This is a genomic window from Streptomyces sp. NPDC091412 (genome assembly GCF_044756885.1).
In the GTDB taxonomy this organism is placed as follows: Bacteria; Actinomycetota; Actinomycetes; order Streptomycetales; family Streptomycetaceae; genus Streptomyces.
Map to the genome: position 1 here is coordinate 439,579 of NZ_JBIVTV010000001.1, position 15,757 is coordinate 455,335.

The 15,757-nt window shown below is 71.9% G+C and carries 13 protein-coding genes; 2 read left to right on the plus strand and 11 right to left on the minus strand.

Translation table 11 applies throughout. The features are described from left to right. Nucleotides 1-130: 130 nt before the first annotated feature. From ACIQMV_RS02010 to ACIQMV_RS02055, 10 genes are all read right to left on the minus strand, one after another. Nucleotides 131-1,450: a polysaccharide lyase family 1 protein gene (locus ACIQMV_RS02010; RefSeq protein WP_402590408.1), complete on the minus strand. Its 1,320-nt coding sequence runs from the start codon at nt 1,448-1,450 to the stop codon at nt 131-133. Nucleotides 1,451-1,583: 133 nt separating this feature from the next. Continuing rightward, nucleotides 1,584-2,924, minus strand: coding sequence for an ABC transporter substrate-binding protein (locus ACIQMV_RS02015; RefSeq protein WP_402590410.1), 1,341 nt, complete (start codon nt 2,922-2,924; stop codon nt 1,584-1,586). A gap of 183 nt (nt 2,925-3,107) precedes the next feature. Continuing rightward, complete coding sequence (locus ACIQMV_RS02020) at nt 3,108-3,947, minus strand: PmoA family protein (protein WP_402590412.1); 840 nt, start codon at nt 3,945-3,947, stop codon at nt 3,108-3,110. Then, entirely contained in the window at nt 3,944-5,191 is a 1,248-nt protein-coding gene (locus ACIQMV_RS02025; RefSeq protein ID WP_402590414.1) for a Gfo/Idh/MocA family protein, read from the minus strand. Before ACIQMV_RS02025 ends, ACIQMV_RS02020 begins: the two co-directional genes overlap by 4 nt. Next, nucleotides 5,188-6,072, minus strand: coding sequence for a carbohydrate ABC transporter permease (locus tag ACIQMV_RS02030; protein ID WP_141362116.1), 885 nt, complete (start codon nt 6,070-6,072; stop codon nt 5,188-5,190). Before ACIQMV_RS02030 ends, ACIQMV_RS02025 begins: the two co-directional genes overlap by 4 nt. Next, on the minus strand, nt 6,069-7,001 hold the full coding sequence (locus ACIQMV_RS02035; protein ID WP_225074102.1) for a carbohydrate ABC transporter permease: 933 nt from the start codon (nt 6,999-7,001) through the stop codon (nt 6,069-6,071). Before ACIQMV_RS02035 ends, ACIQMV_RS02030 begins: the two co-directional genes overlap by 4 nt. Nucleotides 7,002-7,135: 134 nt before the next feature. Continuing rightward, nucleotides 7,136-8,875, minus strand: coding sequence for an L-arabinonate dehydratase (gene araD / locus ACIQMV_RS02040; RefSeq protein ID WP_402590417.1), 1,740 nt, complete (start codon nt 8,873-8,875; stop codon nt 7,136-7,138). Further along, nucleotides 8,872-9,780, minus strand: a complete 909-nt coding sequence (locus ACIQMV_RS02045; RefSeq protein ID WP_402590419.1) for a dihydrodipicolinate synthase family protein — start codon at nt 9,778-9,780, stop codon at nt 8,872-8,874. The genes araD and ACIQMV_RS02045 overlap by 4 nt, the downstream gene beginning before the upstream one ends. Beyond that, nucleotides 9,777-10,445, minus strand: a complete 669-nt coding sequence (locus ACIQMV_RS02050) for a GntR family transcriptional regulator (protein WP_384182881.1) — start codon at nt 10,443-10,445, stop codon at nt 9,777-9,779. Before ACIQMV_RS02050 ends, ACIQMV_RS02045 begins: the two co-directional genes overlap by 4 nt. 513 nt (nt 10,446-10,958) lie before the next feature. Continuing rightward, nucleotides 10,959-11,546, minus strand: a complete 588-nt coding sequence (locus tag ACIQMV_RS02055) for a TIGR03086 family metal-binding protein (RefSeq protein ID WP_402590421.1) — start codon at nt 11,544-11,546, stop codon at nt 10,959-10,961. Between the two features lie 674 nt (nt 11,547-12,220). Between ACIQMV_RS02055 and ACIQMV_RS02060 the strand changes: the two genes are divergently transcribed. Next, complete coding sequence (locus ACIQMV_RS02060; RefSeq protein WP_402590423.1) at nt 12,221-13,453, plus strand: MFS transporter; 1,233 nt, start codon at nt 12,221-12,223, stop codon at nt 13,451-13,453. Here ACIQMV_RS02060 and ACIQMV_RS02065 read toward each other — a convergent pair. Next, entirely contained in the window at nt 13,390-14,589 is a 1,200-nt protein-coding gene (locus ACIQMV_RS02065) for a hypothetical protein (RefSeq protein ID WP_402590425.1), read from the minus strand. The genes ACIQMV_RS02060 and ACIQMV_RS02065 overlap by 64 nt on opposite strands. Before the next feature lie 256 nt (nt 14,590-14,845). Between ACIQMV_RS02065 and ACIQMV_RS02070 the strand changes: the two genes are divergently transcribed. Then, on the plus strand, nt 14,846-15,655 hold the full coding sequence (locus tag ACIQMV_RS02070) for an NAD-dependent epimerase/dehydratase family protein (RefSeq protein WP_402590427.1): 810 nt from the start codon (nt 14,846-14,848) through the stop codon (nt 15,653-15,655). Nucleotides 15,656-15,757: the final 102 nt, after the last annotated feature.

Consider the following 15,757-nt stretch of genomic DNA (forward strand, 5'->3'; position numbering starts at 1 on the left):
CCTCCGCGGGGGGGGCGGTGGGCGGCGGGGGGGGGGGGGGGGTGGGGGGGGTGTGGGGGGGGGGGGGGGGGGGGGGGGGGGGGGGGGGGGGGGGGGGGTTGGCCCCCCCCCCCCCGCCGGGAGGTGCACGTCAGCGCAGACGGCCGGCGCCCGCCTGGTGGTCGACGATCCCCGGCAGTGCCTTCGGGTTGTCGATCCGGGTGCGCAGGGCCGGGGTCCAGTCCCCGCCCCGCTGGAGGATCTCGTCGGGGACCTGGGCGTTGTGCACGGCGACCAGGTCGGTGAGCCTGCCGTTGACGTAGTTGTGGGACTCGGTGACCGGCGAGTCCTTCCACTTTTTGAGGATCTGGCCCGCGCCGACCCCGGGCGCGAGTGTGAACGCGTTGTGCTCGGCGACGAGTTGGGACTCCATGCCGATGCCGAGGCTGTAGCCGTAGCCGGCGTTGGCCACGAAGTGGTTGTTGTAGGAGTCGACCTGTCCGAAGCGGACGCGCGGGGCCCGCTCGACGAGGTTGCTGAACAGGTTGTGGTGCAGGGTCACCTTCAGGTGGCCCCGGTCGATCGCGGCGGTGGACGCGCTGTCGCTGTTGCCGATGAGGATGGTCTTGTCGTGGTCCTCGAAGACGTTCCAGGAGACCGTCACGTAGTCGGCGCCCTTGACGATGTCCAGCTCGCCGTCGTGCTGCTCGAAGATCCGGCCGTAGTAGTACGGCAGGGTGCTGTTGGGGTGCTCGCCGTCGGTGAAGGTGTTGTGGTCCATCCAGACATGGGTGGAGCCGGTGATCACCGCGCTGTCGTACTCGGAGTTCCAGTTGCCGTCGGCGGTGTCGGTGGGGTCCCACTGCGGGAAGCAGTCCAGCGGGCTCTCCAGGGTGACGTTGCGGACGATGACGTTGTCCACGTTCTTGATCTGGAGGCTGGCGCCCTTGAAGCCCGCGTCCCTGCCAACGCCGACGATGGTGGTGTTGGCGGGGATGTTCGCCTTGATGTACTTGTCCTGGAGCGCGGCGGAGGCGCGGCGCAGGCCCTCGGGGCTGTCGTCGGGCTCGCCGTCCAGGTTCCGGTCGCGGCCCCACGTCTCAGGCGCGTAGGTCTCCAGGTAGGTGCCGAAGTCGTAGCCGGGCACCTCGAAGGCGGAGCAGCTCGGGCCGTCGGCGTCGATCATGCCCTTGACCTTGATGATCTTCGGCGCGCTGCCGCCGGCGGCGAGCGCGGCCTTGAAGCCGTCCCAGGTGGTGACGGTGTAGGTGTGGGCGGCGTCGGCCTTGGCGCCGCCGGTGGTGCCGGCACCGTGGGAGCCCCAGCCGTCCTTGGCCGCGAGCACCTGACGGGCGGTGTCGGGGGTGTGGGGCCCGGGAGCCGCGGCGGCGGTGCCGGTGATGGCGAGCACCAGGGCGGTGCAGCCCACGGCCGCGATGATGACACGCTCATGACATTTCTGTGTGCGCACTGTACGGATCCTCTTTCCACGGAGAGCGGGACAGGAAGGGGCGCGGGGAACCGCGCACCCAGCCACGGACGGCCCGCGGCCCGGAACCGGCCTCAAGCCCCCGGACCGTCCGCCTTGGTTTCGTCGGCCGGTGTCAGCCCTGGTTCTGCTTCCACTCGGCCTGCGCCTTGTTCAGCTGGTCGGCCAGCGTGTCCAGGAACTGCTTGGCGCTCAGCTTGCCGAGCAGCACCTTCTGGAAGTTCGCCTCGTTGTCGGCCTTGGAGATGGTGTTCCAGTCGGGCAGGTAGTACGGCAACTGGACGATCTTCGTGTCGGCCCCATTCAGCGCCTCGGCCGCCAGCTTCGTCGGCTCGGCCTGCTGGATCCAGGCGTCCGCGGCGGCGTCGACGTTGGTGGGCACCTGCCCGGCGGACTCGTTGAACTTGGAGTTCTCCGCGGCCGAGGCGGCGAACTCGATGAACTTCCAGGCGGCCGCCTTGTTCTTGCTCGCCTTGAACAGGCCGATGCCGTCGACCGGGTTGGACACCTGCACCCGGGTGCCGTCGCCCAGCGTGGGGTTCGGGATGCCGCGGAACGTGTCCTTGCCGAGGGCCTTCAGGTGGTCCTGGTACGAGCCCAGGTTGTGGCTCAGCATGCCGATGGTGCCGCTGTCCCACTGGGCGACCATCTTGGTGAAGTCGTTGTTGACGTCGGCGGACGGGGTGTCCTTCTTGTACAGCGCGACGTACTTGTCCAGCGCCGCCACGTTCTTCGGGTCGTTGACGGTCGTCTTGTCGCCGTCCCAGAAGGAGGTGATGCCGGTCTGTCCGTACACCGCGTCCAGGGCCGGCGCGATGGAACCCTCGCCGCCGCGGATGGTGAAGCCGAACTCGTTCTTGCCCTTGTTCGTGAGCTTGCCCGCGGCCTCGTAGAACTTGTCCCAGGTCGTCGGCGCGTCCAGGCCGGCCTTCTTGAACAGGTCGGTGCGGTACCACAGCGTGCCGTTGTTCACCGAGGTCGGCACGTGGTACAGGGTGTCGCCGCCGCCCGCCGCCTTGCTGACGCCGAGCACGTTCTCGCTGAGCTTGCCGTTCAGCTCGCTCTTCGCCAGCCTGCCGTCCAGCGGCTCCAGCGCCCCCTGGGCGGCGATCTCGGCGAGCATCGCGGTCCCCACGCCGCCGACGTCCGGCAGACCGCCGCCCTGGATGGCGGTGTCGTACTTGGACTGGGCGCTCGCGGCCGGGATTCCGACGTAGTTGACCTTGATGTCCGGGTACTTCTTCTCGAAGTCCGCGATGATCTGCTTCCAGACGTCGGTGCGCACACCGCCGTTGTTGTCCCAGAAGGTGATCTCGCCCTTGCCGGAGCCCTCGGAACCCTTGCTCTTCCCGGAGCCGCTGCCGTCGTCACCGCACGCGGTGGCGGTCAGCGCGAGCGCGGAACCCAGGACGACGGCCACGGCGGCGCGCCTGCTTCTACGGATGTTGATCTTCATTGATCGGCTCTCTTCTTCTGGATCCAACTCGGAGGTGGAGCTTGGGGCTTGGGGTCGGGGACTCGGGGACGCTTTCCGGTAAGCGCTTGCTGGAGGGGTGTGCGACGGCGGCTCCCGACCGAGGCGACGACGGAGCGGGTTACTGCACGGTGGGGGCGGGAGGGTTCCCGACGAGCGGTTTCCTCATGACAGGGCCGCCTCGCGGGCCAGCTCCCCGGCCTCGTCCCGGCCGAGCCGGCCGTCGGCGACGACGGTGACGATCCGGCGCACGACGGTCTCGCCCGGCTCGATGGCGAGCCGCCGCTCGGCCGCCAGCGACGAGCCCACGCCCGGGTACTCCGCGGCCCGCACGAACCAGGCGTCCCGGCGGGTGGCGTCGGTGGCCCCGGCGAACACCAGCGTCCAGGTGCCGCCGACGAGCGCCAGCCAGTCGGCGCGGGTGCCGTGGGCCTCCGCCTCGCCGTCCCGGTCGGCGGTGAGGACGAGCGGGGGCCGCTCCTCCTTGCGGGCCCGCCAGAAGAAGCCGCCGTACGCCGCGCCGGGGCGTCCGTTGGTGGCGGGGCTGCCGATCGACAGCGCCCGAGGGGTGACATTGGTGAGGGCGAAGGTGAAGTCCAGGGCCCAGGCCGTGGCGTTGAGTCCGGTGGCCGCGACGGTACGGCGCTCGCGCAGCAGTTCACTGCCCGCCGCCACCCAGCGCAGCTCCTCCTCGAACCGGTCGGCCTCGCGCAGGGGGAAGCCGGTGTGCCGCTGGGCGCCGTGGTTGTCCAGCTCGGTCGGGCCCCGGTCGCGTACGAAGGTGCGCCCGCCCCAGAAGTTGTGCCCCTCGACGTCGGGAACGGCGACACCGACGCCGAGGTGATGGAGGTGGTCGGCGGGGCCGAGTTCGGTGACCGCGGTGCCGGCCAGGGTGGTGACGGGGTGCAGATAGGGGCGCGGGGAGCGCCGGTCGGGCAGTTCGGGCCGGGTGACGTAGCGGGCGACCGGGCGGCCCGCCACGCGCAGGACCGGGGAGTCCGTCATCCGACGGTCACCTCCTTCGGCGACGCCCAGTCGACGTCCAGCTCGGAGTACAGGGAGAGGGTGTCGGCGACGGCCGCGACGAGCCCGTCGACACCGGGGACGATCCGGCGGTCCTCGTCGGCCAGGCGCCGCCAGAGGCCGGCCGGCAGCGCGCCGGGGTCGGGGGCCGTGCGGATCGCCTCGACGACCCGCATGAAGGCGCCCGTGGACGCGGGCGGAACCAGCAGTCCGGCCCCGCTGGTCAGATGGCCGACCAGGTTCTCCAGCAGGTCGGTGCGGCCGTACTCGAACTCCTCCGGGCCGTGGCCTGCCCGCTGGAGCAGCACCCGGTCCTGCTTGTACCAGAAGGTGATCCGGCCGCTGCTGCCGTGCACCATGACGTACGGGTCGCCGGGGCGCTCGGCGCACAGGGTCGCCGCGACGGCGGCCGGGCCGTGCGGGGTCGTGACGCGGACGCAGCTGGTGTCGTCGGCCTCGATGGCGTTGGCCCGCCACAGCTCGGTCTCGATGCCGGTGACGTCCTCGGCGCGGGTGGCGCCGAGCAGGGCGAGCGCGGTGGACACGGCGTGCGCGAGGGGGTTGGTGAGCACCCCGTCGACCACGTCGGCGCCGTTCAGACGGCGCCTGCCCGCCCAGGGCGCCCGTCGGTAGTAGGCCTCGTCGCGTGCCCAGGCGCCCGCCGCGCCGACCCCGGTGACCGTCCCGATCATGCCCTTCGCGACCAGCTCCCGGATCGCGGGCATCGCGTGCGAGCCCAGTGCCTGGAAGCCGATCTGGCAGGCGACACCGGCCTCGGCGACCCCGTCGGCCATCCGGCGGAACTCCGCGTACGAGGGGGCGGGCGGCTTCTCCAGCAGGAGGTGGACGCCCCGCGCGGCGGCGGTGAGCGCCAGGTCGGTGTGGGTCGGGATGGGCGTGCAGACCACCGCGATCCGCGCGCCGGTGGCGTCCAGCAGGGCGCCGAAGTCGGCGGACTGCGCCGGTGTGCCGAGACCGCCGGGGATCTCGTCCTCGGCCAGCGGGGTCAGCTCGCAGATGCCCACGAGCCGTACGAGGCCCTTGTCCTGGAGCCGGCGGATGTTGTCCAGGTGCCAGCGGCCGTGACCGCGGGCACCGGCGAGCACGACCGGCAGCGGCGTGGTGGCGTCCGTCGATGCGGAGGGCGCCGTCGATGCGGAGGGCGCCGTCGATGCGGAGGGCGCCGTCGATGCGGAGGTCGCCGTCGGTGGCGTGGTGGCCGTCATCCCTTCACCGCCCCCGCGCTGAAGCCGGTGATCAGCCACTTCTGGATGAAGGCGAACACGATCACCACGGGTACGGCGGCGACGATGCCGCCCGCGGCCAGCGCGCCCAGGTCCACGCTGTCCGCGCTCATCAGGGTGTTGAGGCCGACCGGGATGGTCTGCTTGCTCTGGTCGGAGAGGAACATCAGCGCGAACAGGAAGTGGTTCCAGGCGTGCACGAAGGCGAAGGAGCCGACGGCGATCAGCCCGGGCCGCAGCAGCGGCAGGACGACGATCCGGAAGGCGGAGAAGCGGTTGCAGCCGTCCACCCAGGCGGCCTCCTCCAGGGACGGGGGCACGTTCTTGATGAAGCCGCTGATCAGGATCATCGACAGCGGCAGCTGGAAGACGGTCTCGGCGACGACGACGCTGCCCAGCGAGTTGATCATCGACAGCTTGGCGAAGATCTGGAAGAGCGGGACCAGCAGCAGCGCGCCGGGCACGAACTGCGAGCAGAGCAGGGCGAGCATGAAACCGCGCTTGAGCCGGAAGTCGAACCGCGCGAGCGCGTAACCGCCGGCCAGGGCGACGACCGTGGTGAGGACCAGGGTCGCGACACCGACGAGCACGCTGTTCTGGAAGTAGAGGCCGAAGCTCCGCTCGGTCCACACCTTCTCGAAGTGCTCGAAGGTCATCGGCCAGGGCACGAGCGAGGTGGAGCCGGCCGGGCGCAGCGCGAACAGCAGGATCCAGTAGAAGGGGATCAGGGTGAAGAGCAGATACACGGACAGCGGCAGATAGATGTGCCAGCGCGGGACCTCGTCCCAGGCGCGGCGCCTGCCGCGGGGCCGGGCCGGCTCGGACACCGCGCGCTCGGGCGCGGGCGCGATCTCGGTGATCACTTCTCACCTCCGAACTTGCTCAGCCGCAGATAGACGATCGAGCAGAAGAGCAGGATGACGAACGCCACCGTGGTCAGGGCGGAGGCGTAGCCGAAGTTGTGGGCGTCGACGCTGGTGTTGGCGATGTAGAGCGGCAGGGTGGTCGTCTCGCCGGCCGGTCCGCCGCCCGTGAGGGTGTAGAGCAGGTCGACGTTGTTGAACTCCCACACCGCGCGCAGCAGCGTGGACAGGACGATGGCGTCCTTCAGATGGGGCAGGGTGATGTGCCAGAACTGCTTGAGCCGGCTCGCCCCGTCGACCTCGGCGGCCTCGTACAGGTCGTGCGAGACGGACTGGAGGTCGGCGAGGATGAGGATGGCGAAGAAGGGCACCCCGCGCCACAGGTCGGCGACCACCGCCGCCGGGAACACGGTGGAGGTGTCCGACAGCCAGCTGGTGCCGTAGGAGCCGATGCCCATGTCGGCGAGGTAACGGGTGATGCCGGTCTGGGAGTTGTAGAGCAGCACCCAGATCGCGGAGGTGAGCACGCCGGAGACGGCCCACGGGGAGAACACCAGGGCCCGGCCGAGCGCACGGCCCACGAAGGTCTGGTTGACGATCAGGGCGAGGGCGAGTCCGAAGAGCAGTTGCAGCCCGACCTCGACGACCACCCACTTGGCGCTGAAGATCAGCGTGTCCCAGAACTGAGGGTCCTGGGTGAAGGCGTGGACGAAGTTGTCGAAGCCCGCGTATCCGTTCCGCCACGGCTTGGTGGGGTTGTAGTTCTGCAGGCTGTAGTAGAAGACGCTGAGCACCGGGTAGGCGATGAAGCCCAGCATGAGCAGGGCGGCCGGGGCGATCAGCAGGTACGGAAGCCTGCGCGGCGTGGCGGAGGCACGGCGCCGCCGGGGTGGCGCGGGCGGTTTCGCCACGGCTGCGGCTTGGGCCATGACTGTTCTCCTCGCAGTGGGGCAGTGCGGCGGTCCATAGGAAGCGCTTGCTACGTACACGTGGGTGAAGCGCTTCGGCGGAGAGGGCGGGTGGGGTGGTTGGTTCCGGGGGGCCCGGTTCCGGTCGGGGCCGGCTATCCGGCGTACGGGTCCGGCACCTTCCCGGGCCGGGCCAGGAACTCGAAGTCGCAGCCGGTGTCGGCCTGGGTGATCTGTTCGGAGTACAGGGCGCCGTAGCCGCGCTCGTAACGCACGGGCGGCGGCGTCCACTCGGCCCTGCGGCGCTCCAACTCCTCGTCGTCCACGTGGAGTCGGAGAGTGCGATCCTCGACATCGAGGGTGATCGGGTCGCCCGTGCGCACCAGCGCCAGCGGTCCGCCGACATGGCTCTCGGGAGCGACGTGCAGCACGCAGGCGCCGTAACTCGTGCCGCTCATGCGGGCGTCGGAGATCCGGACCATGTCCCGCACGCCCTGCTTGAGCAGGTGATCGGGGATGGGCAGCATGCCGTACTCGGGCATTCCGGGTCCGCCCTTGGGGCCGGAGCCGCGCAGCACGAGCACGCTGTCGGCGGTGATGCCGAGCGAGGGATCGTTGATGGTGCGCTGCATGGTCCGGTAGTCGTCGAAGACGACGGCGGGCCCGGTGTGCTTGAGCAGGTGCGGCTCGGCGGCGATGTGCTTGATGACGGCGCCGTCCGGGCAGAGGTTGCCGCGCAGCACCGCGACTCCGCCCTCGTCCGCGACCGGGTTGCCGCGGGGCCGGATCACGTCGTCGTCGTGCACCTGCGCGTCGGCGATCTGCTCGCGCAGGGTGTCGTACGACACCGTCGGCCGGTCCAGGTGGAGCAGGTCCGGGATGCGGGAGAGGAAGCCGGGCAGGCCGCCGGCGAAGTGGAAGTCCTCCATGAGGTACTTCTGTCCGCCGGGGCGGACGTTGGCGAGGACCGGGACGGTGCGGGCGACGCGGTCGAAGTCGTCGAGGGTGAGCCGGACGCCCGCGCGGCCCGCCATGGCGATCAGATGGATCACGGCGTTGGTGGAGCCGCCGAGCCCGAGGACGGTGGTGACCGCGTCCTCGAACGCCTCGCGGGTCAGGATCTCGCTCACCTTGCGGTCCTTGCGGACCAGTTCGACGATGGCCATGCCCGCCCTGGCCGCCATCCGGTCGTGCCCGGAGTCCACCGCCGGGATGCTGGAGGCGCCGGGGACGGTCACGCCGAGGGCCTCGGCGGCCGCGGTCAGCGTGGAGGCCGTGCCCATGGTCATGCAGTGGCCGGGCGAGCGGGCCAGGCCGCTCTCCAGCTCGGCCATCTCGCAGTCGCCGATCAGGCCGGCCCGCTTGTCGTCCCAGTACTTCCACATGTCGGTGCCGGAGCCGAGGACCTCACCCCGCCAGTGACCGGGCAGCATGGGCCCGGCGGGCACGAAGACGGTGGGCAGGTCGACGCTCGCGGCGCCCATCAGGAGGGCGGGGGTGGACTTGTCGCAGCCGCCCATCAGGACGGCGCCGTCGACCGGGTAGGAGCGCAGCAGTTCCTCGGTCTCCATGGCGAGCATGTTGCGGTAGAGCATCGGGGTCGGCTTCTGGAAGGTCTCGCTGAGCGTGGAGACCGGGAACTCCAGCGGGAAGCCGCCCGCCTGCCACACCCCGCGCTTGACCGCCTGGGCGCGGTCCCGCAGGTGGACGTGGCAGGGGTTGATGTCGGACCAGGTGTTGAGGATCGCGACGACCGGCTTGCCCAGGTGCTCCTCGGGCAGGTAGCCGAGCTGGCGGGTGCGGGCGCGGTGGCTGAAGGAGCGCAGGCCGTCGGTGCCGTACCACTGGTGACTGCGCAGGTCCTCCGGGCGCCTGTCGCCCGGCCGGGCACTCATATCGACCACCCGGCGGCGATGGCGGCGACCTCGGCGCGTTCGCTCTCCGGCAGCGGCTTGCTCGGCGGGCGCACGTCCCGGCGGCACAGGCCGAGCGCGGCGAGGGCCTCCTTGACGACGGTGACGTTGTTCGCCGACCCGTTGGCCGCGCGCAGTTCCTCGAAGCGGCGGATCCGCTCCCAGACCTTCATCGCGGCCGGGTAGTCGCCGGCCCTGAGCGCCTGGAGCATGCTGACGGAGACGGCCGGGGCGACGTTGACCAGGCCGGACGTGAAGCCGGTGGCGCCGGCGGAGAAGTAGGAGGGGGCGTAGGGCTCGGCGAGGCCGGCGACCCACACGAACCTGTCCAGGCCCGCGTCCCGGGCGAAGGCGCCGAAGCGGGTGGCGTCCGGTACGGCGTACTTGACGCCGATGACGTTCGGGCAGGCGTCGGCGAGTTCGGCCAGGCGGGTGCCGGGCAGCTCGGCGTTGCGGATGTAGGGGACGACGCCCAGCTCGGGCACGGCCTCGGCGATCGCGCGGTGGTAGTCGACCCAGCCGCCCTGGGAGACGTAGGGGTGCACGGGCTGGTGGACCATGACCATCTGCGCGCCCAGCTCGTGGGCCTGCCGGGCGGAGGCGACCGCGGTGGGCACGTCGTGGCCGACGCCGACCAGGATGTTCGCCCGGCCCCCGGCCTCCTCGACGGTCATCTCGGTGACCTGCTGCCGCTCCTCGGGGGTGAGGGCGTAGAACTCCCCGGTGTTGCCGTTGGGCGTGAGGGTCGTGATGCCGCCGTCGAGCAGACGACGCAGCAGGGCCCGGTAGGTGGCGCTGTCGACGCCGCCGTCCTCGGTGAACGGGGTCACCGGGATCGCCACCACGTCGGCCAGGGCCGCCCGCTGGGTCTCGAACGCCGTTGTCATGCCTGACCGTCCTCTCCCTGGGCCTTCGACTCCGCGGAGGGGAAGGCCCGTTGCACGAACGACGCGATGTGGGCGTGGAGGGCGCGGGCCGCGCCGTCGGCGTCGCCCTCCAGGGCGAGCCGCAGGATCTCCCGGTGCTCGGTGGCCTCCCGGTCCCAGGAGGGATCGGCGGACCAGGCGACGGCGGAGACGAGGGCGGCCTGGTCGCGGACCTCGTCGAGCATCCGGCCGAGCAGCGGGTTGCCGCAGGGCAGGTAGAGGGCGCGGTGGAACTCGCGGTTGGCGAGGGAGCGTTCGGCGGTGTCGGCGGCCTCGGCGGCCTGCTTCAGCGCGTCGCGGGCGGCGTCCAGGGAGGCGCCGCGGCGCACCGAGCGCCTCAGCGCCTCCGGCTCAAGCAGCAGCCGCACGTCGTAGACCTCGCGTGCCATGTCCGCGTCCACTTCGCGCACCGTGACGCCCTTGTACTGGTTCATCACGACCAGTCCGGTGCCGGCCAGGGTCTTCAGCGCCTCACGCACCGGGGTCTTGGACACCCCGAACTGAGCGGCGAGTTCGGTCTCGACCAGGGCCTGACCAGGCGTCAGCCGCCCGGTGAGGATGCGGTGTTTGATCGCCTCCAGCACGACCTGCGTGCGGGAGGGGATCGGCGTGGGCACAGAGGTCATGCGCGCCTCTCGGATCTCGTCGATCACATCACGGCTCGGATCGCGAGTTCTGATCTCGCGTATCGCGTCTCATATATGACGTACGAAGTACGACGCGATGAAGGTAAGAGGGGCCCGGGGTTTCGTCAATGCCTCCGGCACAGGAATTTCGCGCCGGGGAACGACAGGTGCGGGGCGGGAGAATTCGGCGGCGGGTGGGGGGTGGTGAGGCACGCCGGGTGTTCGCCTTCGCGATGAGGTTCGGTGGGGGCGTCGACGGCCGGCGGTCGACCGCGGACCGCTGAGGACCGTGCGCGCAGTCCGTGGTCCTGCCTCCGCGCAGTGGGTGACGACGCACGTGACAGGGCTGTCTCGCGCGGCAATCGGGCGCCGGGCGGCATGAAGAAGCCCCGCGGCCGCTGGGTGCGGTCGCGGGGCGTGGGGGTCGGGATCACGGTGCCCGAAAGCGTATGCCGCCGCAACTCCGGGGAGGCCGACACGTGTTCGGGCCGGTTCCTGCCGACCCCCGGCCGCTCAGGGCTTCCAGCCGGGATCGCGGCCGCTCAGGCCCACGACCCGGTCGGGCAGCGGAGCGTCCTCGGGAACGGGGACGACGGGTCCGAACGGGCCGTTGCCCCGGTTCGGGTCGTCGGCCGCCGCGCGCAGGAAGCCGTACGACGCCCGCAGTGCGGCGGGGTCGGGCTCGTAGTCCTGGCCGGTGGCCCGGGCCAGGTCCCAGCCATGGATCACCAGCTCGTCGGCGGCCACCGCCCCGGCGACCTGGCCCGGCAGGTCCACGCCGCCCGCGCGGGTCATGCCGGTCCAGGCGGCCGGGTCGCGCCAGACCTCGGCCAGCTCGTCGAGGGCCTTGGGCAACTCCTCGCGCCAGTCGGGGCCGATGTCGGGTGCGGCGGCGTCCGGGCTGGTGTCGGTCGTGGCACCCAGCTCCTTGCGGCCGGCGTCCCGGAAGGCCACCGCCAGGCCGATCAGGTGCCCCAGCAGGTTGCGCACCGCGTAGTCCGGGCACGGTGTCACCGCGCCGAGCTGCTCCTCATGCACACCCTCGGCCAGCCGCGCCACGAGACGGGCCTGCGGACCGAGATCGAGGATCGTATCGGTCATCACTCCTCCACTCTTGCTCTCACGTACGGAACGTGGACCGCCGCGACCTCCAAAACTCATCGCTCACACGACACGGCACCCCGTCGGCCGGGGCCGACCCATCTCCCCCATCGGCGCGGACCGCCCGCCCCACAGCTCCCGACGGCCTCCGGCCCAGCCAGCACTCGACACCCACGCTCAGCCCCCGCCCCCGACCGACCCGAGCCGCCCGCCACGGACGAACTCCCCCGCCGGCCGGCCGTGCGCGACCACGCCTGAGCCGCATGACCGACGACTCCTGGCACAACCCGCCCGACCGGAGCTCAACACCCACGCAACACCGCACACCGGCGGCCGAGGCGCACGCTCGGACACCCCGCTTCCCCACCGACCCGGACCGCGCGCCGCGAACCGTCCCGGAACGGGACCGCCGGCACCCGGCCACGCCCCCGCAGCACGACCGCCGCGATCCCGCCCGACCCGAACTCGACACCCGCGCTCAGGCCCCGGCCCCCGCCCCCACCGACCCGGGCCACCCGCCACGGACGAACTCCCCCGCCGGCGGGCCTCCGGCACCCGCCCACGCCCCCGTGACATGACCGACGGCCACCGGCGGATTGCGGGCCGGGCAGGCTCGGGCTCTACGGCATCCGACGGATCCGTGGGGTGGGGCCTTAGGGCGACGATCGGGCGGTATGACGACTGAATGGACCCTGGTTCGGGTGCTGCGGGACCGTGCGGCGGGGGTGTGTCTGGCCGCTGTGGTGGTGTCCGGTTTCGGCACGTCGGCGCTGTGGCTGGCCTCGGGTGTGTGGGTGAAGGACCTCACCGGCTCGAACGGGCTGGCCGCGCTGTGCCTGCTGGCGATGTGGGTGCCGACCCTGGCCGGTCCGGCGCTCGGCACGCTCGCCGACCGCGTCCGCCGCGGCCCCCTGCTGATCGCCGCCAACCTGCTGCTGGCGGTGCTCCTGCTCGCCCTCCTCACCGTCGACTCCCCCGGCCGCGTCTGGGTGCTGTACGGGGTGCTGTTCGTCTACGGTGCCACGGGCGTCGTGGAGGACGCGGCGCAGTCGGCGCTCGTCGCCACCGCCATCGGCCCGAAGCTGCTCGGCGACTTCAACGGGCTGCGGATGACCGCCAACGAGGGCATGAAGCTGCTGGCCCCGCTGGCGGGCGCGGGCCTGTACGCGGCGTACGGCGGCCGCTGCGTGGCCCTGCTCGACGCGGTCACGTTCCTGCTCGCCGCCGGTCTGTACGCGATGCTGCGGGTCAGCGAGGACGAGCCCCGCCGGCCCGAGGGCTCCTGGCGTGCGCAGGCCGCCGAGGGCGCCCGCCATCTGTGGTCCCACCCGAGGCTGCGGCCCCTGGTGCTGGCCGGCGGCGCCACGATGCTGTTCACCGGCGTGACCGGCGCGCTGATCTACGCCGTCGTCGACCGCCTCGGCCACGCGCCCGCGTACGCCGGGGTGCTGTACGCCGTCCAGGGCGCCGGTTCGGTGGCGATCGGTCTCGCCTCGGGCACCGCCCTGCGCCGCCTGGGCAGCCGCCGCTTCGCGGCCTTCGGCATCGCCCTCACCGCGGTCGGCGTGGCCCTGCGCGCGATCCCGTCCGACCCCGTGGCCCTGGTCAGCATCGTGGTGAGCGGCGCCGGACTGCCGTGCGTACTGATCGCCGCGTTCACCGCCGTGCAGCGGGAGACCCCGGCGGGACTGCTCGGCCGGACGGCCGCCACCGCGAACACGCTGCTCTTCGCCCCCAACGTCGTCGGCCTGGCCGCGGGTGCCGCCCTGGTCGGCGCCGTCTCCCTCCCGGCGCTCCTGGCCTTCCTGGCCCTCGGACTGTCGGCCACGTCACTGATGCTGCTTCACAGGCCCCGCAACGCCGACCGCACCGCCGCCAGGTCGCCGTCCGAGGCCAACCCCGCGTGATACAGACGGATTTCGCTCGCCCCGAGGTCCCTCGCACGGCCCGCGTCCTCGGCGAGGGTGCCCGGGCTGCCGCCCATGCCGGAGACGATCGTGAAGTTGGCGGCCAGGACGGCGCCCGGACGGCCCTGTTCGGCGAACGGGGTCAGCAGGCCGGCACCGCCCGTGCAGGGCACCACCACGCCGTCCGCCACGGACAGGATGTGGGCGGGGTCGACACCGGCGTTGGCGCCGCAGTGGTGGGACACCGGATCGGCGTGCACAAGGACCTGGAAGCCGTCGGGGGCCGCCGCGCGGACCGCCGCGACCGCCGCATCCTGGAGGGTGCGCGCGGTCCGGTCGCGCCATGCGCGGGTGGCGCCCGCCCTGCTCTCGCCGAGCAGTTCCACCACACCGGCCCAGCCTCCCGCAGTCCCGCCTCCGCTCGACCGGGCGGCACCCCCACCGGAGGGCGCCCCCCGCCACACCGGTTCCAGGGCGGAGCGTACGGCGTGCGCCAACTCGTCGGGGTCCAGGCCCTGTTCGCCATACCCGGTGCGGCAGACGGGGCAGAAGCACAAGGACATCAGGTACTGCCCGGCCTCCCCGAGAGCCACCCCGGCGGTCTTGTCGTGGGCGTGCAGATGGGCGAGCCCGTACCAGCCGAGGGACTCCAGTTCGGTGCCGCGCGCCCCGGGGCGGACGGCCGCCTCGGCGGCCAGCTCGGTCAGGTACGCGCGCGTGGCGGGCTGGGCGATGCACGGCGCCCACGGGTAGCGGTCGCGGTAGGCGTTGACGACGGAGGTGTCCGGATGCTCGGCGCCCAGGCGGGAGTTGTGCGCGAGGACGACCCAGGTGTGCACCTCGAGACCGGTCTCGGCCAGGGCCGTCGCGGCCTCGCCGTACGCGTCGCCGGGTGCCCAGTCGCCGGCCGGGTACGGGCACAGCGTCCGGCCCGCCCAGCGGTCGTCCGCCGGGTACAGCACGGCGGCGTGCTCGGCGGTGACCACGCGGTGGCGCGGGTGGCGGGGGGTCAGCGCGCGCGTGGAGTGGTAGGCGGCGGCGAGCGTCACCTGCTCCACTCCGAGGGCGGCCAGGCGGCCGGGCGCCTCGGGGTCGCCGTTGACGTCCCAGGGGTAGACGAAGGCCGAGGTCTTCACGCTTCCTCCTCGTCGAGCAGCACGCTGCCGCGCTCGATCAGCCGGGCGAGTGCATGTTTCTGAGCAATGTCCACGTTCATGAACGCGATCACGTTAGGAGCCCCCATTCGGGCAGGTCAAGCGCGCAAACCGGCAACACAGGAGCGGATTTCGCGAGTTCACGACACACTTGACGGGGTACGGACACTGTTCATAGCGTGTCCATCCATGTGAATGGTATCCATACACAGGAACGACCCTTTCAAGGAGACCGAGGATGCCCGCTCCCCGCACCGTTCTGCTCACCGGCGCCGCCGGCGGGCTCGGCACCCTGATGCGGGGCCTGCTGCCCGAGTACGGCTACGCACTGCGCCTGCTGGACATGCGGCCGATCGAGGGCGAGCCGGACGCGATCGTCGCGGACCTCTCCGACCGGGACGCCCTGCGCGAGGCCGTCAGGGGCGTCGACGCGATCATCCATCTCGCGGGCATCTCCCTGGAAGCCCCCTTCGAGAAGGTCCTCAAGGCCAACATCGAGGGCACCTACCACCTGTACGAGGCGGCCCGCGAGGAGGGCGTGCGGCGGATCGTCTTCGCCTCGTCCAACCATGCGGTGGGCCACACCCCGCGACCCGGCCCCGGCGAGCCGCTCCTGCCGATCGAGACCCCGCACCGCCCGGACACCTTCTACGGCCTGTCCAAGGCCTTCGGCGAGGACCTCGCCCAGCTCTACTGGGACAAGCACGGCCTGGAGACCGTCTCGGTGCGCATCGGCTCCTGCTTCCCCGAGCCGACCAGCGTGCGGATGCTCTCCATGTGGATGAGCCCCGCCGACGGCGCCCGCCTCTTCCACGCGGCCCTGACCGCCGAGAACGTGGGTCACACCGTCGTCCACGGCGCCTCCGCCAACACCCGCCTGTGGCTGGATCTGACCAGCGCGCGGGCGCTCGGCTACGAACCGCGGGACGACTCGGAGCAGTACGCCGAGAAGCTGATCGCCGAGCAGGGCGAGCTCGACCCGGACAACAAGGCCCATGTGTACATCGGCGGCCCCTTCGTGACGGACCCGCCCATCTGGCCGTACTGACCCGGCGGAAAATCGACGCAGCCGAGGGCGGGCGGGCACCGAACGGGCCCGCCCGCCCTCGCATTCGGGCATCGATGCCGCCCGTTCCCACGCCCCGGAACA

What these genes read in the sequence shown, in the direction of transcription:
- ACIQMV_RS02025 (WP_402590414.1), bottom strand. Translation starts at nt 5,191, where the DNA reads ATGACGGCCACCACGCCACCGACGGCGACCTCCGCATCGACGGCGCCC.
- ACIQMV_RS02035 (WP_225074102.1), bottom strand. Translation starts at nt 7,001, where the DNA reads ATGGCCCAAGCCGCAGCCGTGGCGAAACCGCCCGCGCCACCCCGGCGG.
- araD (WP_402590417.1), bottom strand. Translation starts at nt 8,875, where the DNA reads ATGAGTGCCCGGCCGGGCGACAGGCGCCCGGAGGACCTGCGCAGTCAC.
- ACIQMV_RS02045 (WP_402590419.1), bottom strand. Translation starts at nt 9,780, where the DNA reads ATGACAACGGCGTTCGAGACCCAGCGGGCGGCCCTGGCCGACGTGGTG.
- ACIQMV_RS02060 (WP_402590423.1), top strand. Translation starts at nt 12,221, where the DNA reads ATGACGACTGAATGGACCCTGGTTCGGGTGCTGCGGGACCGTGCGGCG.
- ACIQMV_RS02070 (WP_402590427.1), top strand. Translation starts at nt 14,846, where the DNA reads ATGCCCGCTCCCCGCACCGTTCTGCTCACCGGCGCCGCCGGCGGGCTC.
- ACIQMV_RS02055 (WP_402590421.1), bottom strand. Translation starts at nt 11,546, where the DNA reads ATGACCGATACGATCCTCGATCTCGGTCCGCAGGCCCGTCTCGTGGCG.
- ACIQMV_RS02020 (WP_402590412.1), bottom strand. Translation starts at nt 3,947, where the DNA reads ATGACGGACTCCCCGGTCCTGCGCGTGGCGGGCCGCCCGGTCGCCCGC.
- ACIQMV_RS02015 (WP_402590410.1), bottom strand. Translation starts at nt 2,924, where the DNA reads ATGAAGATCAACATCCGTAGAAGCAGGCGCGCCGCCGTGGCCGTCGTC.
- ACIQMV_RS02050 (WP_384182881.1), bottom strand. Translation starts at nt 10,445, where the DNA reads ATGACCTCTGTGCCCACGCCGATCCCCTCCCGCACGCAGGTCGTGCTG.